The 22,585-nt window shown below is 67.6% G+C and carries 20 protein-coding genes and 1 tRNA gene; 8 read left to right on the top strand and 13 right to left on the bottom strand.

The features are described 5' to 3' along the window. Position 1: 1 nt before the first annotated feature. Both AXZ95_RS02195 and AXZ95_RS02190 read right to left on the bottom strand, forming a co-directional pair. Positions 2–1,735, bottom strand: a complete 1,734-nt coding sequence (locus tag AXZ95_RS02195; RefSeq protein ID WP_018189358.1) for an ABC transporter ATP-binding protein — start codon at positions 1,733–1,735, stop codon at positions 2–4. A gap of 143 nt (positions 1,736–1,878) precedes the next feature. Further along, complete coding sequence (locus tag AXZ95_RS02190; protein ID WP_018189357.1) at positions 1,879–2,436, bottom strand: dihydrofolate reductase family protein; 558 nt, start codon at positions 2,434–2,436, stop codon at positions 1,879–1,881. A gap of 320 nt (positions 2,437–2,756) precedes the next feature. Here AXZ95_RS02190 and AXZ95_RS02185 point away from each other — a divergent pair, with 320 nt between their 5' ends. Next, positions 2,757–3,608, top strand: a complete 852-nt coding sequence (locus AXZ95_RS02185; protein WP_018189356.1) for a trypsin-like serine protease — start codon at positions 2,757–2,759, stop codon at positions 3,606–3,608. A 69-nt stretch (positions 3,609–3,677) separates the two neighbouring features. Next, entirely contained in the window at positions 3,678–3,800 is a 123-nt protein-coding gene (ykgO, locus tag AXZ95_RS02180; RefSeq protein ID WP_018189355.1) for a type B 50S ribosomal protein L36, read from the top strand. A 62-nt stretch (positions 3,801–3,862) separates the two neighbouring features. Here the strand turns inward: ykgO and AXZ95_RS02175 are convergent, their stop codons facing one another. From AXZ95_RS02175 to AXZ95_RS02135, 8 genes are all read right to left on the bottom strand, one after another. Next, positions 3,863–4,867 (bottom strand): hypothetical protein, encoded by a 1,005-nt coding sequence (locus AXZ95_RS02175; protein WP_231374308.1) that lies wholly within the window; start codon positions 4,865–4,867, stop codon positions 3,863–3,865. Next, positions 4,864–5,487, bottom strand: a complete 624-nt coding sequence (locus AXZ95_RS02170; RefSeq protein ID WP_018189353.1) for a hypothetical protein — start codon at positions 5,485–5,487, stop codon at positions 4,864–4,866. Before AXZ95_RS02170 ends, AXZ95_RS02175 begins: the two co-directional genes overlap by 4 nt. A gap of 816 nt (positions 5,488–6,303) precedes the next feature. After that, positions 6,304–6,900 (bottom strand): hypothetical protein, encoded by a 597-nt coding sequence (locus AXZ95_RS02160; RefSeq protein ID WP_133638749.1) that lies wholly within the window; start codon positions 6,898–6,900, stop codon positions 6,304–6,306. A 94-nt stretch (positions 6,901–6,994) separates the two neighbouring features. Further along, positions 6,995–7,327 carry a hypothetical protein gene (locus AXZ95_RS02155; protein WP_133638747.1) on the bottom strand — a complete coding sequence of 111 codons (333 nt, stop codon included), beginning with the start codon at positions 7,325–7,327 and terminating at the stop codon, positions 6,995–6,997. A 156-nt stretch (positions 7,328–7,483) separates the two neighbouring features. Beyond that, the gene (locus AXZ95_RS02150; protein ID WP_231374307.1) at positions 7,484–13,753 is read right to left on the bottom strand and encodes an RHS repeat-associated core domain-containing protein; all 6,270 of its coding nucleotides are present in this window, start codon (positions 13,751–13,753) and stop codon (positions 7,484–7,486) included. Further along, positions 13,753–14,226, bottom strand: a complete 474-nt coding sequence (locus AXZ95_RS19750; protein WP_231374306.1) for a hypothetical protein — start codon at positions 14,224–14,226, stop codon at positions 13,753–13,755. Before AXZ95_RS19750 ends, AXZ95_RS02150 begins: the two co-directional genes overlap by 1 nt. 391 nt (positions 14,227–14,617) lie before the next feature. After that, positions 14,618–16,249 (bottom strand): ATP-dependent DNA helicase RecQ, encoded by a 1,632-nt coding sequence (locus AXZ95_RS02140; protein ID WP_133638745.1) that lies wholly within the window; start codon positions 16,247–16,249, stop codon positions 14,618–14,620. 41 nt (positions 16,250–16,290) lie between these two features. Further along, entirely contained in the window at positions 16,291–16,806 is a 516-nt protein-coding gene (locus AXZ95_RS02135) for a DUF2231 domain-containing protein (protein ID WP_018189348.1), read from the bottom strand. A 136-nt stretch (positions 16,807–16,942) separates the two neighbouring features. On the opposite strand from AXZ95_RS02135, the gene AXZ95_RS02130 reads away from it, so the two are divergent. Further along, on the top strand, positions 16,943–17,917 hold the full coding sequence (locus AXZ95_RS02130) for an SDR family NAD(P)-dependent oxidoreductase (protein ID WP_043742126.1): 975 nt from the start codon (positions 16,943–16,945) through the stop codon (positions 17,915–17,917). A 19-nt stretch (positions 17,918–17,936) separates the two neighbouring features. On the opposite strand, the gene AXZ95_RS02125 is transcribed toward AXZ95_RS02130, so the two are convergent. Continuing rightward, positions 17,937–18,947 (bottom strand): SDR family oxidoreductase, encoded by a 1,011-nt coding sequence (locus tag AXZ95_RS02125; protein ID WP_018189346.1) that lies wholly within the window; start codon positions 18,945–18,947, stop codon positions 17,937–17,939. Between the two features lie 160 nt (positions 18,948–19,107). Here AXZ95_RS02125 and AXZ95_RS02120 point away from each other — a divergent pair, with 160 nt between their 5' ends. After that, positions 19,108–19,332 (top strand): hypothetical protein, encoded by a 225-nt coding sequence (locus tag AXZ95_RS02120; protein ID WP_018189345.1) that lies wholly within the window; start codon positions 19,108–19,110, stop codon positions 19,330–19,332. A 64-nt stretch (positions 19,333–19,396) separates the two neighbouring features. Next, the gene (locus tag AXZ95_RS02115) at positions 19,397–19,762 is read left to right on the top strand and encodes a hypothetical protein (protein WP_018189344.1); all 366 of its coding nucleotides are present in this window, start codon (positions 19,397–19,399) and stop codon (positions 19,760–19,762) included. A gap of 6 nt (positions 19,763–19,768) precedes the next feature. On the opposite strand, the gene AXZ95_RS02110 is transcribed toward AXZ95_RS02115, so the two are convergent. Both AXZ95_RS02110 and AXZ95_RS02105 read right to left on the bottom strand, forming a co-directional pair. Beyond that, positions 19,769–20,698, bottom strand: coding sequence for a zinc-binding dehydrogenase (locus tag AXZ95_RS02110; protein ID WP_018189343.1), 930 nt, complete (start codon positions 20,696–20,698; stop codon positions 19,769–19,771). Between the two features lie 79 nt (positions 20,699–20,777). After that, positions 20,778–21,071 carry a GNAT family N-acetyltransferase gene (locus AXZ95_RS02105; RefSeq protein ID WP_018189342.1) on the bottom strand — a complete coding sequence of 98 codons (294 nt, stop codon included), beginning with the start codon at positions 21,069–21,071 and terminating at the stop codon, positions 20,778–20,780. A gap of 171 nt (positions 21,072–21,242) precedes the next feature. On the opposite strand from AXZ95_RS02105, the gene AXZ95_RS02100 reads away from it, so the two are divergent. From AXZ95_RS02100 to AXZ95_RS02090, 3 genes are all read left to right on the top strand, one after another. Then, complete coding sequence (locus AXZ95_RS02100; protein ID WP_018189341.1) at positions 21,243–22,022, top strand: dienelactone hydrolase family protein; 780 nt, start codon at positions 21,243–21,245, stop codon at positions 22,020–22,022. 16 nt (positions 22,023–22,038) lie between these two features. After that, positions 22,039–22,425 (top strand): MmcQ/YjbR family DNA-binding protein, encoded by a 387-nt coding sequence (locus AXZ95_RS02095; RefSeq protein WP_018189340.1) that lies wholly within the window; start codon positions 22,039–22,041, stop codon positions 22,423–22,425. A gap of 28 nt (positions 22,426–22,453) precedes the next feature. Next, a tRNA-Arg gene (locus AXZ95_RS02090) sits at positions 22,454–22,526 on the top strand. The last annotated feature ends 59 nt before the right edge of the window (positions 22,527–22,585 follow it).

Here is a 22,585-nt window from a genome sequence, read left to right as displayed (position 1 = left end):
CTCAGGCCACCTCCAGGCTCAGCTGCGACTCGACGATCTGGCGGTACGTCTCGTTGGACTCCAGCAGTTCGTCGTGGGTGCCGCGTCCGACGACCCGTCCGTCGTCCATGACGATGATCGTGTCGGCTTCGCGGATCGTGGAGACGCGCTGCGCGACGACGATCATCGCCGCGTCCCCGATGGATTCGGCGAGCGCGCGCCGCAGGCGGGCGTCGGTCGCGACGTCGAGCGCCGAGAACGAGTCGTCGAAGAGGTACACCTTCGGCTGGGCGACGAGGGCGCGGGCGATGCACAGTCGCTGGCGCTGTCCGCCGGAGACGTTGGTACCGCCCTGGGAGATGCGCTCGTCGAGGCCGTGCTCCTTCGCTCGGACGAAGTCCTCGGCCTGGGCCACGCGCAACGCCTCCCAGAGCTCCTCGTCGGTCGCATCCGGACGCCCGAAGCGCAGGTTCGAGGCGATCGTCCCGGAGAAGAGGTACGGCCGCTGCGGCACCAGCCCGAGCACCCCGGCGATCTGCTTGCGGGTGAGCGCGTCGACGGCGACGCCGCCGATGTGGACGTGTCCGCTCTGCGGCGTGAACAGGTTGGCGATCACCGAGACCAGGGTGGTCTTGCCGGAACCGGTGGAGCCCACGATCGCGGTCACCTTGCCGGGCTCGGCCGTGAACGTCACGTCGCTGAGCACCGGCTTCTCGGCGCCCGGGTAGCCGAAGGTGACATCCTGCACCTCGACCCGGCCGTTCGTCGGGACCTCGTCGGCGTCGGCCTGAGCCTGAGCGGTGCTGGGCGTCGCACCGAGAACCTCTTCGATGCGCTCCGCGCAGACCATGGCGCGCGGGATCATCATGGCCATGAACACGCCCATCATGACGGCGACCAGGATCTGTAGGAGGTACTGCAGGAAGGCGGTCAGCGCGCCGATCTGGATGTCGCCGGCGTCGACCCGGTGACCACCGAACCAGAGCACGGCGACGGTCGCCGCGTTGAGGATGAGCATGATGATCGGGAACATCAGCACGAAGACGTTTCCGACCTTGACCGAGATGCGCGTGAGGGCCGCGTTGGCGTCGTCGTACCGCTTCGTCTCGAAGCGCTCGCGGACGAAGGCGCGGATGACGCGGATGCCGACGATCTGCTCGCGGATGACGCCGTTCACGCCGTCGATGCGCTCCTGCATGATGCGGAACATCGGCAGCAGGAGCGAGACGAGGACGCCGACGACGATGAACAGCACGGCGACCGAGACCCAGATCAGCCAGGAGAGCCCGGCGTCGACCTGCACCGCGAAGATGATTCCTGCGATGCACATGATCGGGGTGGACACCATGAAGTTGAACGTCATCAGCAGGAGCATCTGCACCTGCTGGACATCGTTCGTGTTGCGCGTGATGAGCGTCGGCATCCCCCAGCGGGCGAGGTCGAGCGACGGCAGCGCATCCACCTTGCGGTAGAAGGAGCGCCGGATGTCCTTGCCCGCGGACATCGAGGCGCGCGCCCCGAAGTAGGTTGCCGTTACGGCGGCGATCACCTGGATGAAGCAGACGACGAGCATCGTGCCGCCGGTGCGCCAGATGAAGTCGGTGTCGCCGGTGACGACGCCCTTGTCGATGATCTGGGCGTTGAGGGTCGGAAGGTAGAGGGCGGCCATGGTCGCGATCAGCTGAAGGACCACGACCGCGGTCACCGCGCGCCAGTAGGGGCGCACGAAGCGGAGTGAGAGACGAAGCAGAGTCACAGTGATTCCCGGGTGTGCTGTGTATGGATGTGATGGCGGAGCAGCCCCGCCATGAGCGAGGCTAACGTCGATTGCGGACGATGAGCGGCCTCAATTGAGAACCGGTCCGGCGGCCGCGATGGGGCGGCCGCACGCGGGCGGTGTCAGGCGGCCGTGTAGTGGAGGTGGAGGACGCCGTTGTCGTAGGCGTCGTGGTGACGCAGCCGCAGCTTAGCGGGCGCGCTTCCCTCGGGGAACAGGCGTGCGCCCGTCCCACGGACCAGCGGATAGACGAACAGATGGAGTGAGTCGACGAGTCCGTCGGCCAGCAGGGCCCGCACCAGCGAGCCGGACCCGCTGATGTACACCCCGCCGCTGAACTCGTCGGCGAAGGCCCGGATGCGCTCGGCGTCGTACGCGCCGAGCGACCGCGAATTACGCCACGTGCGCTCCGCGGTCTGGTCGTCCAGGGTCGAGCTGACGACGCCCTTCGGGCTGTCGTTGAAGAAAGGCGCACCCGGATCGTCGTCGGCGGTGCGCGGGGACCACGCGGGAGCGAACATCTCGAACGTGCGCCTGCCGAGCAGGATCGCGTCCGACGCCCGCGTGATGCGGCCGATGTCCTCGCCCATGTCGGGATCGAACCCGAACTCGAACGTCCAGCTCGGATCTTCGAACACGCCGTCCAGCGACACGAACTCGTGCACTGCGATCGCGCCCATCAGAATCCCCTTTCCCCCGGAACAGCATAGGGGGTGACGCCTTTTCGCGAAACGGTCCGCGGCGCACCCGATCAACGGTTCGACGGCGCGTGGGGGCGATGTGGCGGGACAGTTCCCGTACTCCCCGCCACATCGCCTGAAGGGGTCCGGCCCGTTCGCCCGAACCCTTCACACATGAAGACGTGGGCCGTCTCGTGATCGTGACGCTGCTCATCGAAGTGGTTCCGAACGAACATCGCGCAGGCATCGAGCCTTGGCCCCCGACTGGGGGATGTGCATACTCGGAGGACTGAACCGCTACGAGATCCAAAGGGGGATCCATGCGTAAGAGAATCCTGGCCGCCGCCATCGCGCTGGCCGCATTCGCCGGACTGGCCGTCGGCACACCCGCCGTCGCCAGCACGGGAGGGGTCGCCGACGGGGACAAGCATCCCGATGTCGGCCTGATCCTGTTCTACGACGCCGACGGGCGCTTCCGGTGCTCGGCGACGCTGGTGTCGCCGACGGTGGTCGTGACCGCCGCACACTGCACCTCGGGGACGCTGGGCAAGACACTCGTCACGTTCGACTCCGTGATCGCCGAGCAGCCGCCCGCTCCGTTCCCGGTCGCCGCCGACCCGACCGCCGGGTTCACCGCCGCCGAGATCACCGCGGCCGGCTACTACTCGGGAACGGCGTACACGCATCCGGACTACTCGGACTTCACCGACACCGCGAACTGGAACGACGTCGGCGTCATCGTGCTCGACCAGCCCGTGGCCTCGTTCGGATCCGGCTACCCGCAGATCGCGCCCGTGGGCACGCTCGACGCGATCAAGACGAGCAACCTGTCGAAGACGCTGTTCACCGCAGTCGGTTACGGCACGGAAGTCCGCAAGCCGGAGTCCGGCCCGCAGAAGCCGCAGCCGATGAGCTACCCCCTCATCCGGCGCTACGTGGACATGCCCGGCCAGAAGCTGACCCCGCAGATCCTGCAGACCAACGGCAATCCGAACGACACCCGCGGAACCGGCGGGACCTGCTTCGGCGACTCGGGCGGCCCGGTGTTCCTCGGCGACCAGCTGGTCGCGGTGACGAGCTACGGCTACACGGACAACTGCCGCTACCTCGGCGGCTACCAGCGTCTGGACATCCCGGTGGTCGATTCCTGGCTGGCCACATTCGGGATCTAGCCGCAGCCGGGCAATAAACGACGATCCCCCATTGTTATTGAGAATAGGTTTCAACAAGGGAGGTCCGTCATGAAGGTACGCAACTCGGTGAAGTCGCTCAAGGCGATGCCCGGAGCTCAGGTGGTGCGTCGCCGGGGCCGCACGTTCATCATCAACAAGAAGAACCCGCGCATGAAGGCCCGCCAGGGCTGAGCGGCGCGGAAGAAGGGCGCAGGGTCGCGGACCCTGCGCCCTTCTTTGTCCATGCCTGCCGGCTACCGGAAACGCGTGGGAAAGGCATTGAACCCGGCCCCGGCATCCGTGAAACCGCGAAGCCAGCCGTGGAGTTGGGTGTCCACCGGTTCCGTCGTCGAGTCGAATGAGTCAGGGGATGACGCGGTGAAGGTGACCGGTACGCTGTCCGAGTCGACCATCCAGCACCCGGCGCTCCGGAAGCTCGATCGACCCGGCGGGTCGCACTCCGGCTCCCATTCACTGACCGTGAACGTCGGCTCTCGCTCGATGTTCCACCGGCTCGTCGTCCACCATTTCTCCGTGGTGTCCATCTCGAACGGGCACTCCGCTCCTCTGGCCGCATCTCCGAGCGCGGCGCACGCGTCGAGGTGGGCTTTCGCCGCTCCGACGGCGCGCTCCTTCCCTCGTTCCGTCAGCGCGACCGTCGGCACCAGGCCAGAGTGCGAGCCGAACCCGGTGAGGACGGCCGGGGCGCTCTTCACCGTGATGTCGTCTGTCGAAACGCCCTCCAGACGGTACGTGCCAGGGAAGGCGTGAAGAGTCAGCTCGCGCTCATCCGGGATCCGCTGCCCACTGATCGTCCGACCCAAGCCGTCGGGCCCCGGCCGGATTTCGATGTAGCCGAGCGAAGCGGGAAGAAGGTGCCACCGGCCCGCGGTTCGCTTCACCGTCAACCGCGTCAGCGCTCGGCCGCTCTTCTGAACGGTCCGAACCCTGACCTGCGCCTCGTCTCCATCGATGTTCGTCGTCATGATCCTGTAGCCGGTGATCCGGTCGGTCGCCGCGCGGTAGGCCGCGTTCGTGAGGAGGACCTCGCTCACCGCCAGTCGGGTTCCATCCAGCTCGAGTGCCCCCTCGATGTCCCCGGCCACGATCCGGTCCAGGTAGGCCCGGACGGCCGCCTCCGGGCGCTCGGCGATCGGCGTGCAGCCGACGCTGCCTGCAACGAGAGCGCCAGCCACGGTCAGCACGGCGGCCAAGCGGACGCGGCGGCGACGTTCCCGAGGAGTGCCGCTCGCAGTCATGCGCCGGGAAGGTTCAGCCCGGCCGACCAACTTTCGGCGATGATCTCCTGAGCGACCTGCTTGGCGTCGGCGAGCGTCTCCTCCAGGTAGTCCACGGCTCGCTCGGTGGCCTCGTGGTCCTCCTCGTGATCCAGGGAAAACTCGACCAAGCGGTGCGCCTCGGCAGAGAGATCGCCGATCCACATTCCGGCCGCGTCCTTCGGCTGAGGCCGTGGAACAGCGTCGGCCGGTGTCGCCTCCGGGTCGTAGGACGTCAGCTCATCCAGGGCGTCATCGAGGTGTTCGCGCGTGGTATCGGACACCGCTTCCGAACCTTCCAGCAGACGCTGCAATTGCGTCAGCGCCCCACGAGCCGCCTCGACCTCCTTCTGCTTCGTCGCCAGCTTCTTCTGCGCCGCCCTATCGTCTTCGTACAACGCGACGGCCTTCTTCTTTGCCGCCACGAACGTGTTCTCCACGGTCCGCTGGGAATTCATCGCGACCGCACCCGACGCCCCGGCACCTGCAGCGAAGACCACCACGCCGGCCGCGCTCGCAATGACGATCCGGGTGAAGCCGCTACGCGGACCGGCTGGGGCCGGTTTCTGGACAGGTGGCGCGTGCTGTTCGGTGCTCGTCATGCGATTCCTTTTCGATCGTCTCTTCCACCAAGACGAAACAGACCCGGGATCGTGACGCTGTCTCGCGAATCGTGTGCTGAGATGTGACCCGACGTAGTCAGGAAATCTGGAGCATCCGATCTCGGATCTCCGTCAACTCAGACGGAGTGAGGAACTTCGGCATCGGGGTATCCACTGATCGAGGGGCAAGCTCCAACGTGCACGCGGCGCGCCGCTGGGAACGCAACGTGAGTCGGAGGGCACGACCCACGACCTCGATGGACTCCACGCTTGACGACTCGATACTCCCGAAGGCGAAGGGTTCCCGCAGCCCGGTCCACAGTCGGATGTCGTTCGACCGGATCGTCACGGCCAGGTTATGGAGAGTGAAAACAGGCGCGAGTCCGGACGATTCAAGGTCGCGACGCGTACGAGATGACAACTGGATCGCTATGGCTTCGGAACCCTCGGCAGCCCGGATACGATCCAGCTGGCGCCGTACAGAAGCGCGATAGAGCAGCATAAGACTGGAGACAGCGAACAGCGCCGCAACTCCCCCGATCACGAAAGCCTGGAGCTGCGACGCCTGCCCCGTAGTCAATGCTCCTGCGACCATTCCGGCGAGAATGAGTGAGCCAACGACGAATCCGGCCGCTCCAAATAGCGCGTCTCTTCTGTTGGCGTTTTGCATCATCGGGTCAGCCGAGGGCGTCGAGGATCGCGAACGGAAGGACGAAGAGCCCAACTCCGATAATGCCGAGCCCGATAGCAAGGTTTACCGCGTCAGTCACAATGCGACTCCCCTTTCGGCTGGGACATCCGGAAGTCGAGACTGCATCAGATTTGGGACACCGCACGCACCAGCCCCTTGGTGGCCCGACCAGATGGCACGAGCAATCGCGTAGCCAGCGCCCGAAGTCGCACAGGGGCCCCATGCGGGTCGATGGTCAGAATGGCGGCTCTTCGCTCTAGCCTTCCCTCGCGAGTGCCGAAGGTGGCCCGCACGTGCGACCGATCAAGGCGCGTGACGGGAGAGCCCCCACCGTGTGGCGTGTATAGGCAAAGGTGACGATCGTCCAAAGTCACGATGAACGGCGGAAGGCCCTGCCCACTATTAACGAGCGAGCCGAATTTCTCTGCCAGTTCCGGCAGAGCACCCAACGACTCCTCTTCGAGACAGCACACCCATGTATCAAGTCCGCGATGGCTTAGCTGCTTTCGAGCTCGCGCGACCGCTCGGGTTGCCTTGATGCGCAGACCGAGCCGGATGAGGACGAGCACCGCAACAACGGCAAGGAGCGCAAGGAACTGCGAGAGAGCCTGAGCGCTGCCGAAGACAACGGCAACGAGCAGACCGGTCAACGTACCCGCTACTGCAAAGCCGGCGAGCCATCGAAACACCGTCATCATCAGCGAACTCTCTCGTCCCGCCATGCTGAGACAGTCGACGAACCCATCTCGCCACGCTCCCTGGCCCGACGACTTGCTCGGTAGGGGTGGCGCTCAGGATCGCACCCTTCAGGCGAACTCATCGCCCTTGTGCTCGAGACGATAAAAAGTCACGTACCAACGCGTTCGCTGCCGCCTCTTGGTCGCGGGTAAGCGCTGGCTGCCCGGCCTTGCGAACGATGAGACCCGTCGGCGAGTGACGTCTCTCCACTTCGTAATGTCCTTGCTTGCTTGTCGTGTAACCCGCAGCGAGTTCTTGCTTTTCCTTGCGCTCCATCATCCGGACACAAAAGAAAAGGACTATGCAGCCGACGAGGAAAGTCATCATGAACGCAAGCGTCACCGGATCCAACGCTTGCGTCCGCGCGACGACGGTGAGACCGCAGATGACCGCACCGGCCCCGCCCACCACTGCAGCGCATCCACCCCACAGCGCCCAGCTGGACCACTGCAAGACACTGGGCCCGGGGAGAAGGTCCCGCCGCTCCCAGCGTTGCCTCCGTTCAGGGCTATTGCTCATCGGCCGCTCCAATCGTGTTTTCTCCGCGCACTTTTCGCCGGCACTGGGCTAACCCCAACCGTGGGCAACGCCTGTTGTGTTTCCGGCTACGCCCAAAGCCTTCAAAGCATCGTCTATCCAGTCGGTAAGTTGCTTTCGTGCAGCCTTTCCGATCGCGCCGCCGACGGCCGGAATGAGTGTCGTAACCACACCGACGATGCATCCTGTCAGGCGCGACCCTCCGGCAAGGCAGCTGTAAATCGTCCCCGCCATGCTCGCCACGAGCGCGATTGGCGCGAGCCATTGGAACCCCGGGATCAGCGACGCTAGGCCTGCCGCTGCGCCGACAAATCCCAGGAAATCGAAGAACTTTCCCCAGTTTTCAGCCTGCCTTTTGAGTTCGTCATCCGAGACGCAGCCCTTGTCGGTGTAGGCATTAAGAGACGCAGTCTGACTACTCGGGCAGCCGTGTCGCTCACCTAGGTCATTCTTGTCGCCCGGCCCCTTGGCCGCGGGTGTCTTCGGGTCCTTCTTCGCGGGGGTGTAGGGCGGCGGCTCGGGTGGCATCTTCACGTCTTGGTATGCCTTGTGGGGCGGTGCGCCGCACCCGAGTGGGAGCGCATCGCTGGCACCAGTACGTGGCGCGCACTTGTGACCGTCCGGGTCCAGGAACGTGACCGGGTTGCTCGACACGTAACGGTACCGGGCCAGGGAGGCCGGCTCCGTCAGCAGACCACGCCAACTGTCCGGGGTCGTCCAACTGCCGGTCGCCGGGTCATAGCTGCGAGCGAACGTGTGCACCTGACCCTGCGTCACATCCTGCGGATGACCGGTATACGACTCCGGAGCCGACCAACCGCTCGACTCGAAACGCTGAGCTCCCCAATCATCGTACGAAGACAATTCGGTCACCGAACCCGCCCGAGCACCTGCGACCGTCGAACCCAGCCCATCCAGCAGATCCCATGTCGCCTCACCCGTGGAGGTCACATGCTCAGCCAACGCACCCGCAGCATCCCGGACCAGCGTTGTGGTCCCCTGACCGGACACGTTCGCTTGCACCAGCTCGGCACCGTCGTAACTGTTGCGGGTGGTCGACGTGCCATACCTCGACTGATCCGTCACCGACGCCCGGCGCCCCAGACCGTCATAGGCATAGGTTGTCGACCGGCCCTCACGCGTTACGGCACCCACCTGACCTGCCGCGTAGTACGCGAATGAAGTTCCCGTCCCCGCTACCGCCTGCGACACCCGGTTCCCGGCGCCGTCATACGAATACGAGGCGACGCCAGCGGAGACTCCACGACCAGAACCCGTGGTCACGGATTGCGTCAGCTGGTTGGCGTCGTTGAACGTCGCCGTCTGCGCGAAGTCCCCGTCCTTCGCGCCCGACCGAGACCACGATGTCCGGTTACCCGCGGCGTCATAGCCGTACATGTTCTTCTCGGCCGACGACGTCTGAGACGTCGCCAGCCGGTCGAGCCGGTCGTATCCGTAAGTCACGGAGGTCACGTTCGATATCGGTGCCGCCTTCGCGGCGGGCGTCGAGTCGGTCGACCGCCCCGACGTACCCGACGGGTGGGTGGAGCCGGGCTTTGGGGCGAACTCCTGCGTCGGCTGAGCGACGGTGCGGCTCGCCCCCGCGAGGTTGCCGTCGGCGTCGTAGTCGTAGTGGTAAGCGAGGGAACCGCCGTCGGGTACAGGTTTGGACGCCGTTGGGAGAGTCCGACCCTTCAGATAGGTGTTCGTGTGGGTGCACAGCGTGCTCTCCCCCGCCGCCGGGGCGCTCCGGGCGGACAAGTAGCCGGCGACCGTGGTGCACTTGGCAGCCGTGGCGTCCCCCGAAGCATAGGCAGCAGGTTTCGGCGACGGCGTGGATGTCGTCCCGGCGACAACCGCCGGCGTGGAGTGCCGCACATCGGTGACGCGGTTCGACCCGTCGTATGCGTACGTCGTAGTGACGCCGGTCGAGCGTTGCAGTTCGGTCAGGTTGCCCGCCGGATCCCACGCGTAGGCCAGTGACCCCCAGGGCGACGACTGGGATGTCGTCTTGCCCGCCCGATCGTACGTGTACGTCAGCTTCTGGCCGGTCGGCAGCGTCATGGACGCGAGCTGGCCCGCCTTGTCGTACGCGTTCGCGAGTCGGCCGCCCGACTGGTCGATCTGGGTGGTGACGCGGCCGTCATCGTCATAGACCCAGCCGGAGACGCCCGTGGGATCGGTCATCGCGATCAAACGCTGCTCCGCGTCGTACTCGTAAGTCGCCACAGCGCCGGCCTGGTCCTGCCTGACCAGGTCACCTCGCTTGTCGTAGGAAAGTGCGGTGGTCGCCCCCGTACCAAAGGTGGTCTTGGCAATCCGCCCTGCCGGTGTGTACATCCAGCTCGTCGTGTTGCCGACGGGGTTCGTTTCGGAGGTCGTCCGTCCCGATGCGTCGGACGTGTATCGAGTGGTGTGCCCGTTCGGGTCGGTGATCGTCGCAAGGTTGCCGTCGCGATCGTAGGTGTACGTCGAGACGACATTCGTGTCGGGCGAGGGTTTCGCTCCCGACTTACGGCCTTCCGTGACCTTGACCAGCTGACCGGCCGGGTCGTAGCTGTAGAGAGTGCGGTGGCCCTTCGCGTCCGTGACGGAGGTCTGGTTTCCGGCGGCGTCCCATCCATACTGGGTCACCCCTCCGAGTGGATCCGTGGTGCTTACCTGATTGCCATCACCGTCATACGCGAAAGCGGTCACGTTGCCGTTCGGGTCGGTGACGGAGGTGGTGCGACCGTTGGCGTCGTATGCGTACGCGGTCGCGCTTCCCTCTGCATCGGTCGCCGCGACGAGTTGCTCGAGTGCGTCATAGGAGTAGGACCGGGTCCGACCCAAGGCATCCGTGACAGAGGTGACATTGCCGTCCGAGTCGTAGCCGAAGGAGGTGACGTCGCCCGACGGGCTCGTCTGGGAGACGACCCGGCCCACCACGTCGTAGCGGTAGGCCGTTACGGCTCCGCCGCGGTCTGTGACCGAGGTGAGGTTGCCGTCGGAGTCGTAGGCCAGGTCCGTGTGCTTTCCACGACCATCGGTGATACGGGCGACGCGGTCCATCAGGTCGTAGGCGTACGAGGTGGTGACGCCGTCCGCGTCGATCTGCTTGATGAGACGGCCGACGCTGTCGTAGCTGTAGCGCGTCTTGCTCCCGGTGGGGCTCGTCTCCGCTGTCAGGTTGCCGTGGGTGTCATACGCGTAAGACGTCTTTCCGCCCTCGGGAGAGACGACGGATGTCAGGTTTCCGACGCTGTCATAGGAATAGCTCCACGTCCCGCCATTCGGGTCGACGGTCTTCACCGTTCGATCTCGCGCGTCGCTGGTGAAGGACGCCGTGCCGCCAAGGGGGTCCGACCGCTTCGACAGTGAATCCTCAGCCGTGTAGCCATACGTGGTCACGGCCCCTGACGGACTCGTCGAGTCGGTCAGGTGGAACATCGCGTCCCACGAGTACTTCGTAACGGCTCCGGTGGGATCGGTCAGCGAAGCGAGGTGGTCGTTCGGTTCCCACCCATAACGGAACACACTTCCCACCGCGTTGGTCGCCGTGACGACGCGGTCGCCCGAATCCCAGCTGTAGCGGGTGGAGTGGCCGCCGGGGTCGACCTGCGAGAGCATCCGTCCGGCCGCATCGTACGAGTACCGTGTGACGCCCCCGGCGGGATCGGTTTGCGACGCCGGCCGCCCCGCCGCGTCATAGTTATAGGTCGTGGTTGCTCCGGAGGGTTGCTCGGAGGAGACCAGGTTCCCTGCCGCGTCGTAGGCGTAACGCACGATCGTGGCATCCGGCTGATGCACCGCGACCGTGCGCCCGGAACCGTCATAGTCGTATGTCCACGTGCGCGGGGAGCCGCCCGGTCCCCCGGCGTCGGTCTTGGTTGCCACGTGGCCCGAGGTGCTGTACGTGTACTTCGTCACAACACCATCCGGTGCAGTCTCCGAGGTCAGGTTCCCTGACTGGTCGTAGGTATAGGCCGTCCGTGCGCCGTTCTCGTCCGTTGACGACGTCACGTTGTTGTCCGCGTCGAAGCGGAACGATGCGGTGGTGCCGTCGGGATGCTGTACCTTCGTGATCCGCGACTGGGCATCGTAGAAATACACCGAGACACGTCCGAGGTTGTCCGTGTACGTGGTCTGACCCTGGGTGGAGTAGTCGAGCGTTCGAACGTTGCCCTGAACGTCCCACTGCTTGACCACACGTCCCTGGCTGTCGTACTGGTTCTTGAGGTACAGCGCTCCGGTGGCGTCAGTCCCCGTCAGCAGCTGGTGGGCATCGTCGTAGGTGAACGAATGCGTCCGCCCGTCGGGAAGGGTGATCGTCGCGAGGTTCCCTTCGCCGTCGTACGCGAGTCCCCACCGATCACCGCCCGGGCGCGTGAAACCCGTAACCCGACCCAGAGCGTCCGAGCCGACCGAGATGACCTGGCCTGCCGGGTCCGTGATGGAGGCGAGCGGATAGAACTGGGAGGCCTTCGGGTCCGTCGCCGGCCCGTAGGCCAGGGTGGTCACGTGTCCTTGGTCGTCCGTGTATGAGACGAGGTTGCCGATGCCGTCGATGTTGGAGGCGTCGAAGACCCAGGATTCGCCCGAGACATCGGTCAACCGGAGTTTCCCTCCCGGTACCTCGGACAGCGTCTGGTGCACCCCGGCGTCGGCCGTCGTATACCCGCCATGGCCGTCTGCAGTGAACACGAAGGACGCCCCATCGCCGCGGACCACCATCACCGAGCCGTCAATGAAGCGTTGGGCGCGTGCACCCCATTCGAACGACCAGCCGGCACCCACGCGTGTCAGCCGTCCGTCCTGCGAGTTGTACGTGAGGGTCAGGTCGGTCACCGATCCTCCGGGGCCGGGGAGCGAGAACAATTTCTCGTCCTCGATCAGGTTCCCCGTGGAGAACGAGAACGGCTCGCCACCATAGGTCTGGTGGTTCTGGTGTCCCAGCTGGCGCCACCGCGCGATCTCCGCCGCGGACGGCGGGGATGGCCAGCCGCCGGTCACGGGGTCCGTGCAGTCGAAGCCCTGCGATTCCAGGTAGACGCCGAGTCCGGTCAGGACACCGTTGGCAATGTCCGTCATCCCTTCATTGATGACGGGACGGTCGTAGTTGTGGTCGAGGAACAGCGGCTCCACGTGGGTGAACGCGTTGGGAAGTCCCGCGAACTCGTCGCCCGGGAAGTTCCCATTGTTGCCAAGGCTCTTTGCGGGCCGGTTGGTATAGGTGGGCAGCACACCGACCAGTGCGTTGGAGAGCGCGTCGTCGGGCGCCCCGCCCCGGGAGTACACCTGGGATCCCCCATCGCCGGGCGATCCCCACGCGGTTCCCTGATTGGTGTTGAAGCCGATCCCCAATGTAGCGACGGGATCGGCGGCAGCTGCCATCCCCGCTCGGATCTCGCGCGGGACGAATGGCTGGTTCGGGTCTTGTCGTGTGATCGTGACCGTCGCCCGGCAGTCCTGCTCCAAGAGTGCCGCCACCTGTTGCGCAAGTTGGATATTGTACCCGAGCTCGGTGACCGGCGGCGCGGGGGTCGACGCACGTCCCTCGTCGTTGTCCGGATCGAGCACGACCACGGGACCGGCCGGGACCGGGAACGGGATGCCGATCACGACGAACTGCGAGAGGTGCGTGGACACACCCTTCACGACACCGGCCTTCGCGTCGTAGTAGGACGGCAGCGCTGTCCAGGGCTCGCCCGCACCCTCTCGGGTGTAGATCTGCAGGGTCGAAGGATCGAGGCTTTTTGCCTTGACGGCCGAGAGGTCCGGTTTCAGTTCGAGGGCGATGCCGGGGATGACGTCTGAGACGACCGGGCCATTGTCGCCACCTCCCCGCCTGTTCTCCGTCGAGGCCGGGAACTGTGTGACCTGCTCGCCGGCGTCGTTCACGGCGGTGATTTCGACCGGGTCCGACACCGGCGCACCTGCGCCGGGCGCCTCGGCCTTGGCAGCGCGCAAAGCGTTGGCCGGCGCCGCGCCGACGTTCACCGTGAGCGACGACGCGACACCGTTGCCGGAGAAGGTGGCCGACGCGCCCAAGTCCTTGGCCTGAACCGTCGATTCGGTTCCCGGTCGGATGGTCCCCTGAGCTTGCGGTGCGGGAGCCTCGATTTCTTCTCTGACGCGCACCTCCTGTTCGGCTGCGGCAGCACGGACCTCGGCGAGCGTGGCTGCCGCGACACGACGCGATGTCTCTGCCGGCGACGCCTCAGCGGTCGTGACGGTTCCGGACAGTGTCAGGGCGACGACGGCTACGCCCCCGATCAGCCCGCGCGTCATCCACCGGAGGCGCGGCGTCGAGAACCGCATCACGCGATCCCACTGGGGCGGACGGCGGCGGCGAACAGCGCGCGCTTCCGCGCCAGCATCACGCCGGTCACGATCAGCCCGGCCGCGAACGCAATGATCAGCCAGATCGCGATCGCCTGACCCGTCGACGCCAGATCCCCCCGCGGCTTCACGCAGGCGGCCAGCTGAATGGCATCGGAGACGCCGTCGGCGTCGTAGTCCTCGTGCCCCGTTGCACATTCCGTGGTTCCGCAGATCACCACACTCGCCCAGCGCGGCACCCCGTTGCGATTGCTGTCGGTATTGTCCGTGTAACACGCCGCCGAACCGCAGGTAAGTATGCGTGCGTAGTCCGGGATTCCGTCGCCAGCACTATCTGTGGTGGGGGATGCACATCGCGCCGTCCCGCAGGCCATCACCTCGGTCCAGTCCGGGACGCCATCCTTGTCGGCGTCTTCGCGCCCCGTGGCTCCCGTAGCAGTACCGGCGACCACTCGCTCGACGGTATCCGGCACCGTGTCGCCGTCGGCGTCGCAGGAAGCAGCATCTCGCTGTGCGGGGCACGGCTCGTGAGCTGGAGCGGCGGAGGCTGCCGCTGCCGGAGCCCAGACTCCGACCAGCACCGCCAGCATCGTGAGTGCGCAGAGAATCGCTTGTCGGAAGGTGCGATTGCTCGCGGTGGACCGAGCCGGCATCGGGTACCCCAGTCAGTTGGACGGCATTGGACGTGCCGTGCCGGACGCCGCGGCGTCAGGAGGGCACATCAATGGAGACGAAGCGAAGCCGGGATCGTGACGCCGTCGCGCGAACCCCGTACCCGAGGTGGCCGACTGAGGAGTTAGGCGTACCGGTGCACGCCCGCGATCGGGTGGAGCCGAGTGGAGGTCAGGCGGCCGGACTGACGACCTCGAGCAGTCCGGCGTCCGTCACGGCCGAGAGCGAGAGGACCTTGTAGCCCGCGTCGTCGAAGAACACGGTGAGCCGGTCCGCCTCGGTGTGCATGACGACGCCCGCGCCCCACGTCTCGTGGCGTACGCGCGCGGCGAGCGGGAACTGGTCCTCCCGGATCGCGTCGTGCTCGGCTGCCCAGCGCTGTGCGCTTCCGGAGGAGCAGGTGTCGCAGTTGCCGCACGGCTCGGGAAGCTCCTCGCCGAAGTAGCCCAGCAGGAACTGACGACGGCACATTCCGGTTTCGGCATACTCCTGCATCAGCTGCGCGCGGGAGTGCTCGATGCGCTGTCGCGACTCTGCTTCGGCGACCGCCTTCGCGGCCGCATCGCCCGGAACGACATCGGCCGCACGGAGATCGTCGTCGCTCCCGGACAGCACGTCCGCATCCCGCAGCAGGCCGAGAAGCCGCCCGAGCGAGCGCACACTGATCCGCACGCGTTCCGCGAGGCCTGCACGGGTGATGCCCGGCTCGAGGGCGATCGCCCCGAAGACGCGGGCGAGCTCGTCGGCGTCCGGTCCGCCGCCGGAGAAGAACTTGGTGAGGGCGAAATCCTCCGGTCGATAGTGCAAGGTGACCCGAGCCGGCTCGCCGTCGCGGCCCGCCCGTCCCGCCTCCTGGTAGTAGCTGTCGAGGGAGTCGGTCACCGACGCGTGGACGACCGAGCGCACGTCGTGCTTGTCGATGCCCATCCCGAAGGCGCTGGTGGCCGTGACCACGCGGGCGCGCCCGTCCATGAAGCGCTCGTAGACGTCGTCGCGCTCGGCTCGGCGCAGTCCGGCGTGATATGCCGCCGCCGGGATGCCGGCCTCCCCGATCTCATCGGCGTACAGCTCGGCATCCTTGCGAGTGGCGACGTAGACGAGCCCGGCCCCCTCCAGCCCGCGGATCTGCTCCACGACGGCGGCACGCTTCGCCGCATCCTCTTCGTGACGCACCACCTCCAGCCGGAGATTCGGGCGGTCGAACCCTGTCGCGAACAACCGCGGTTTGCGGAGGCCCAGCCGCTCGGAGATCTCGGCGCGCACGGGAGGCGCTCCAGTCGCCGTCATCGCGACGACCGGTGGATGGCCCAGTTCGTCAATGACGTCGCCGAGCAGCAGGTAGTCGGGGCGGAAGTCATGGCCCCACGAGGAGACGCAGTGCGCCTCGTCGACCGCGAACAGCGAGACGTCGACGGCGCGCAGCCGCTCACGCACCTCCGGGTTGGCGAGCTGCTCAGGAGCGAGGAAGGCGAATCCGGCCTCGCCCGACTCCAGCGCCTCCCAGTCGCGCTCGCGTTCGCGCTGTCCGGCGGAGGAGTTGATGGCGACCGCGCGCGGCACATCCCTCGCCTCGCTGAGCGCGCGCACCTGATCCTCCTGCAGGGAGATCAGCGGCGAGACGACGATGGTCACGCCGTCGAGGATGGCGCCTGTCACCTGATAGAGCGACGACTTGCCGTACCCGGTCGGCATGACGGCGAGCACATCGCCCCCGCCGAGCAGCACCTCAATGGCCTCGGCCAAGCCAGGGCGCAGCTGCTCCCAGCCGAAGGACTCGCGGGCGACTTCCTGGATGCGCGACACATCAGAACCGTAGCCGGTCACGCTCACGGGGTGGTCCGGGCTCATGCGTCGTAGGCGCGCTGCTGGTCCCGCTCGTCGGCGACGCGGACGCCGTGACGGTAGGCGAGCTCACCGCCCAGGAAGCCGGAGACACCGACGACGAAGATGCCGATCAGCGCGAGCACGAAGCCCGCAACGCTGGGATGGTCGGGGTCCCCCTCGCGAACGATCGCACTGATGATGAACAGCACGAGCGCCGTGGAGTTGAAGATCAGGTGCCAGACGGCGGTGCGCTTCACCTTCGTGCCCGCCGGGAGCTGGGAGAAGTCGAGCAGCCCGAGGATCGCGGCCACGACGCCGCCGATGACGCCGATCACCACGAGCCACAGAGCACCCGTCGCCAGCGCGCCCGGCGCGGCACCGAGCAGGGCCGCGATATCGAACACGACGGCTGCCGTCCAGGCGCCGATCGGGATGGTGACGACGGTCGCGTGGAACGGGTGTCCATAGGGGCCGGCGATGATGGAACGGGGCCGCTTGGCGCGGCGGAAGCCGGTGTCGTTGTCGGTGGCGGTCATGGTGTTCTCCTTCTGCTGTCCCCCGATCGTCGGACCGGCGGTCGGGGCGCGGCAGACCCTTCACGCGCGGCCACCGCGCGAGTATGACGCTGTCAAGGCCTCACGGCATCCGGCAACAGCGCCTACCGTCGGCGGCATGAGCGCATCCCCTGTCGTCGTCATCACCGGAGCATCCAGCGGCCTGGGCCGGGGAACCGCCCTGGAGTTCGCCAAGCGTCACGCGAGGCTGGTGCTCGTCGCCCGCGGCGCAACCGCCCTTCAGGACGTCGCCGCCGAGTGCACGGCCAAGGGAGCCAGCGATGTCGTCACGGTGGCCGGCGACACGGCCGACCGCGAGACGAGCGACCGCGCCGTCGACACCGCCATCGCCCGTCACGGCCGGCTCGACGTGTGGATCAACGCGGCCGCGGTGAGCAGCTACGGAGTGTTCTGGGAGCAGCCGCCTGCCGAGTTCGAGCGCATCATCGACGTCGACATCCACGGCTACGCGAACGGCAGCAGGAGCGCCCTGCGCGTCATGCTGCGCCAGCGATCCGGCACCATCATCAACGTCGCATCCATCCTCGGAGAGGTGCCGCAGCCGTACACGGCGGCGTACTCGATGTCGAAGGCCGCGGTGATCGCCCTCGGGCGCAGCCTGCGTTCCGAGCTGTCGCTGGCGACGTCGCCGGTGCACGTGGTGACGGTGCTGCCGCCCACCCTGGACACCCCGATCTTCCAGCACGCGGGCAACCGCACCGGCCGCGCCCTGCAGGCCCTTCCTCCGGTCTATCCGCCGACGGATGCGGTGAAGCAGATTCTCGCCGCATGGAAGCGGCCGGGGGCACCGGAGCGGACGGTCAGCGGCGCCGGCAGGGCGATGGTCCGCCGGCACCGTCGGCACCCTCAGGCGGTGGAGGCGGCGATCGCGCGGGAGACGGAGATCGGCCAGTTCCGGAAGGCGCCGGCCGCTCCGACATCCGGAAACCTCGACAGGCCGTCCGGCGCTCCGCTCGGCGTGACGGGTGGCTGGGGCGGCCGGCGCAAGCAGGCCGGCCGCGTGCTGCTGCTCGCAGCGCTCACGGCCGGCACCGCCTACGCCATCCGTTCGAGGCGCGACCAGCGCAGCTGACCGACACCCCCTGCGGCAGTTACTGGACCGACCAGCCGCCGTCGCTCGGAAGCACCGCGCCGTTGATGTTGACGCCGTCGTCGCTGAGCAGGAAGGTGATCGACGCGGCCAGCTGCTCGGCGGTCGCGATGGTCGGGATCTGCTGCTGGAACGGGGTGAGTCGCGCGGTCCCGGCCTCCGACGGGTGCGGGGGCATCGGGATGCCGGTGGCCACTCCGCCCGGGGCGACGGCATTGACCCGGATGCCCTGCGGACCATACATGAACGCCGTGCTGCGGGTGAGACCGATGACGCCGTGCTTGGAGACGGTGTACGCGGTGCCGGACGCGTTCCCGCGCAGGCCGGCCTCCGACGCCACGTTGACGATCGAGCCGGCACCCGCCTGCAGCATGGCGGGGAGCACCGCCCGCGTGAGCTTGAACCCGCCGGTCAGATTGATGCCGATCGTACGGTCCCAGACGGCGTCGGAGGTCTCGTGCGCCGGCGAGAAGTCGTCGTTGACGCCCGCGACGTTCGCCAGGGCGTCGATGCGGTCTCCGGCGGCGGCCACGATGCTGTCGATGTCGTCCTGTTTGGTGATGTCGCCCACCACGGTGGTGACCGCGCCGGCCGGGAGGCTCGACGCGAGCTCGTCCAGGCGCTCCGCGGAGATGTCCACGGCGATCACCCGGCCGCCCTCGCGGGCGATGCGGGACGCGGTCGCCCGGCCGATCCCCGACGCAGCGCCGGTGACGATCACCGTGCGGCCGTCGAAGCGACCAGGGGTGACCTTCTCCACCCAGCCGGTCTCCACATCCTCGGGCATGACGCCGTCGTTGGCCTGCAGCACCAGGTCGTCGACGACGGACTGCGGCAGCTGCCCCTGGCTGAGCGCGACCAGCTGCTGGAGCGGAAGCCCCCGCACCGGCGCGAGCATCTCCTCGCCGACTCCCGCCTGGGCGAGCAGCCCCTGGATGAGCGGAGCGCCCTTCGGGTGATCCAGCCATTCGCCGATGGTGCTGTGCGCCGTCAGCGGCTTCGATTCGGTCATCGTCGTCCCTTCCTCGTCGGGTTGTCAGCCGATTATGACACCAAGTGCCAGAAAGAATGCTGCCAATCGACGACAGGATGCCGGCACGCCAGGGCTTGCCACGACGACGTCGGGGCGTAACGGTGGGAACAGACGATCCATCCGTCGAGGGAGGGCCACCATGGAGACAGTTCTCGCCGTGCTGGAGCGCGACGACGATGCCTTCGAGATCGAGTTCGAACGGACAAGCGAACCGCCCTTCGAGCTGCGCCTGCCATCGCACATCGGCGGGGCGGCAGTGATGGATGTGTTCGACCTGTGCGATTCGACGCTGTGGCCCGAACTGATCCGGTACCGCTTCTCGGAGTGCGTGCCGGTCGTCATCGGCTCCGACGACGACTTCTGACGGCCCTGAGCGCCGACGTTCTGCTGCATTCCCGGCGGCCGGGCCGCTGGCTATGCTGTGCGCCATGAGCACCAAGAGCCGCCAAGGGCCGCACCACGAGGAGACGCTCCAGCTGGGCGAGAAGCGGGGGCTCTGGGGGGCGTTCGCAGGCCTCATCACCGCCGTGCTGATCGCGTATCCGCTGTCGGCCTGCATCGCGTTCGCGACGCATCCCACGACCCAGAAGCTGTTCGGCGGGCGCCTGGAGTCAGCGTCGGCGGGCGGTTATGCGGCCTTCTGGTGGGTGCTCGCGCTCGGCTGCCTGGCGCTGCCGTTCCTGGTCGGCTTCGGGATCGCGCGCCTGTCGGCTCGCGCGGTGGTCACCATCGCGGGGATCGTCGTGCTCTTCATCATCGCCGTGGTCGTGCTGGGGCAGATGTTCGCGTTCTGAGCCGGCTCAGACCATCGTGAGGACGACCTTGCGTCCCGGCGCCGCTGACTCGGCCGCCCGGTGCGCCTCCCACACCTCGGAGAGCGGGAACTCCACCGGCTCCGCCGTGCGCAACCCGCCGGCGGCGACGTCGGCAAGAAGCGACGAGAGGAGGCGGCGGTAGGCGGTGCGGCGGGTTGCGATGAACAGCGGGGCGCTGCAGATGCGCTCCGACCGGTCGCGCGCGGCCCGGGCGAACCCCCGGACGGCGTCGGCCCGCTCCTGCCCGGCGCGCCCGGCGAAGCCCGTGCGGACGAGCACGCCCTCGGAGGCGAGCACCTCGCGGACGCGCGGTGAGCCCGTGTGGTCGATCGCCGCATCCACCCCGCCGCCCGCCGCCTCGCGAACCAGGGCGGGCCAGTCGGAAGCGCCGTAGTCGACCAGCGGGATGCCGAGGTCGGCGATCGCGGCACGGCTGCGGGCGGAGGCGGTGCCGATCACGGTCCGTCCGGCACGCAGGGCCAGCTGCGCGGCGAGCATCCCGACGGCTCCGGACGCGCCCTGCACCAGGATGCTGTCCCCCGCGCCGGCGAGATCGAGGGCGTGACCCGCTGTCACCCCGTCGAGCGGGAGCACCGCGGCCGTCGCCGGGTCGAGGTCCGCGGGGAGGGCGACGAGCAGTGTCGGAGCGACCGTCACGAACGTCGCGTGAGCGCCCATCCGCGGAAGCGCGGCGACCACCCGGGCACCGACGCGCAGGCCCAGGGCGACCGACACCGCCGACTCCGTGACGAGCTCACCGACGAAGTCGTATCCCGTGATGAAGCCGGGGGCCGGCTGCAGCACGTACCCGCCGCGCCGGGCCAGTACATCCGTCGCGCCGAGGGAGGCGTGCGTCACTCGCACGACGACCTCGTTGCCCCGCGGCGGACGCACCGCCTCACGGGCCAGCACCATGGCCGTAGGGTCGCCGAACCGCGAGACCCGCGCGACGAGACGCGAAGGAACGGCCGACCCCTCAGCTGTCATCGAGCGGTCAGCCCGCCCGGCGCTGCAGCAGGGCAGCGCGTTCCGGGTGCGCCTCGAACCAGTCGGCCACGTACCAGCACATCGGCACGATCCGCAGCGTCCCGCCCTTCTCGATCTCGCCGACCGCGTACTCGACCAGCTGCGCGGCGTAGCCCTTGCCCCGGTGGTGCGGCACGGTGAAGGCGCGCGTCAGGGAGATGGAGTCGCCGAGGATGCGGTAGTCGAGCATGCCGACGAGCTCGCCGTCGACGTGCATCGCGTAGCGGCTCGCATCCGTCTGATCGCTGAACTCGGTGGCCATGTGGCCCATCGTACGTCCGTCGTGCTCCGAGGGAACCCGCGGTAGTGTGAACGCGTGGGAACCCGACCCGCACCCGACGGCTCCCGCGCGCATCCCGCGACCACGTCACAGCAGACCCGGCCGCCGACGGCGCCTGCCGTCCGCGCGACGTGACGACCCAGGAGCCGCCCTGTGACGAACGACAGCCCGTCGCCCGCTCTCGCCCCCGCCTTCCAGGCCCTGCTCGAGCAGGTCCCGATCGGTGAGCGCTCGGTCATCGAGGCTGAGACGGTGGCGTACGAACACGAGGGAGTCCCGCTCGAGGGATACCTGGCACGGGATGCGCAGGCCGACGAGCGACGGCCGGCGGTGCTGGTGCTGCACGACTGGCACGGCGTCGGCGACAACGTGCGGATGCGCGCCCAGATGCTGGCGCGGTCCGGGTACGTCGCCTTCGCCGCCGACCTCTACGGGACCGGCGTGCGGCCGGCCGGAGACGCGGCGCCCGCGGAGGCCGGCAAGTACTACAACGACCTCCCGCTGCTTCGCGCCCGGGTGGCTGCAGGATTCAGCTGGTTGCAGCAGCATCCCGCCGTCGACCCCGCACGCCTCGCCGTCATCGGCTACTGCTTCGGGGGGACGGCCGCCCTCGAGTTCGCGCGCACCGGTGCCCCTGCCCGCGGCGTCGCCTCGTTCCACGGCGGCCTGATCGCGCACGATCCGTCCGACGCGGCGCAGATCGCCGCCTCCCTGCTGGTGCTGACCGGCGGCGACGACCCGGTCGTTCCCGATGAAGCGGTGGTTGCGTTCGAGCAGGAGCTGCGCGGCGCTCCGCACGTCGACTGGCAGGTGAACACGTACTCGGGTGCACCGCATGCGTTCACCATCCCGGGCACGGACCGGTACCGTCCCCTCGCCGACGCGCGGAGCTGGCGGGCGCTGGTGTGCTTCCTGGACGAGGTCTTCCGGTGATGCGGAGGACACGCTGATGGAGCATCCACTGCTCTTCGAGGAGGGCGATGCTCTCGTGGAGCGCATCCGAAGCCTCTGCCTAGGCCTGCCCGAGGCAGTCGAGACGCTGAACCACGGCCGCCCCTCGTGGAAGGCCGGCGAGAAGGGCCGTGCATTCGCCGCGCTCGGGGCTCCGATGGACCGCCCGGACACCCTCGTCTTCAAACCGGATCCCGCGGAAGCGCCGGCCTGGCGTGAGGACCCGCGCGTGTTCGTCCCGAAGTACTGGGGCCCGAGCGGCTGGCTCGCCATCGACCTCGATCGGGGCACCCGGGATTGGTCGGAGACCTCCGAGCTCATCGAGACGTCCTACCGCCAGGTCGCTCTCCGCCGTCAATTGGCGGTCTTGGATGCCGTCATGTAAGCTCGTATCCGGTCCGCGTGCGGGTCATGCGCCACTAGCTCAACGGATAGAGCATCTGACTACGGATCAGAAGGTTGGGGGTTCGAATCCCTCGTGGCGCACTGTGTTTATACACACCCCACTGGTTGAGACAGTAGAGAAGCCCCGCTGAACAGGCATT

It is taken from the genome of Leifsonia sp. 115AMFTsu3.1 (assembly GCF_004362795.1).
GTDB lineage: Bacteria > Actinomycetota > Actinomycetes > Actinomycetales > Microbacteriaceae > Leifsonia.
Note: the sequence above shows the minus strand (reverse complement) of the source record. Positions and strands in the feature narration are given on the sequence as shown.

Coding starts and splice junctions, on each gene's coding strand:
- AXZ95_RS02190 (WP_018189357.1), bottom strand. CDS start 2,436: ATGGGCGCGATCGCAGTGCACGAGTTCGTGTCGCTGGACGGCGTGTTC.
- AXZ95_RS02185 (WP_018189356.1), top strand. CDS start 2,757: ATGCGTAAGAGAATCCTGGCCGCCGCCATCGCGCTGGCCGCATTCGCC.
- ykgO (WP_018189355.1), top strand. CDS start 3,678: ATGAAGGTACGCAACTCGGTGAAGTCGCTCAAGGCGATGCCCGGAGCT.
- AXZ95_RS02175 (WP_231374308.1), bottom strand. CDS start 4,867: ATGACTGCGAGCGGCACTCCTCGGGAACGTCGCCGCCGCGTCCGCTTG.
- AXZ95_RS02170 (WP_018189353.1), bottom strand. CDS start 5,487: ATGACGAGCACCGAACAGCACGCGCCACCTGTCCAGAAACCGGCCCCA.
- AXZ95_RS02160 (WP_133638749.1), bottom strand. CDS start 6,900: ATGGCGGGACGAGAGAGTTCGCTGATGATGACGGTGTTTCGATGGCTC.
- AXZ95_RS02150 (WP_231374307.1), bottom strand. CDS start 13,753: ATGCGGTTCTCGACGCCGCGCCTCCGGTGGATGACGCGCGGGCTGATC.
- AXZ95_RS02135 (WP_018189348.1), bottom strand. CDS start 16,806: ATGACCGCCACCGACAACGACACCGGCTTCCGCCGCGCCAAGCGGCCC.
- AXZ95_RS02130 (WP_043742126.1), top strand. CDS start 16,943: ATGAGCGCATCCCCTGTCGTCGTCATCACCGGAGCATCCAGCGGCCTG.
- AXZ95_RS02125 (WP_018189346.1), bottom strand. CDS start 18,947: ATGACCGAATCGAAGCCGCTGACGGCGCACAGCACCATCGGCGAATGG.
- AXZ95_RS02120 (WP_018189345.1), top strand. CDS start 19,108: ATGGAGACAGTTCTCGCCGTGCTGGAGCGCGACGACGATGCCTTCGAG.
- AXZ95_RS02115 (WP_018189344.1), top strand. CDS start 19,397: ATGAGCACCAAGAGCCGCCAAGGGCCGCACCACGAGGAGACGCTCCAG.
- AXZ95_RS02110 (WP_018189343.1), bottom strand. CDS start 20,698: ATGGTGCTGGCCCGTGAGGCGGTGCGTCCGCCGCGGGGCAACGAGGTC.
- AXZ95_RS02105 (WP_018189342.1), bottom strand. CDS start 21,071: ATGGCCACCGAGTTCAGCGATCAGACGGATGCGAGCCGCTACGCGATG.
- AXZ95_RS02095 (WP_018189340.1), top strand. CDS start 22,039: ATGGAGCATCCACTGCTCTTCGAGGAGGGCGATGCTCTCGTGGAGCGC.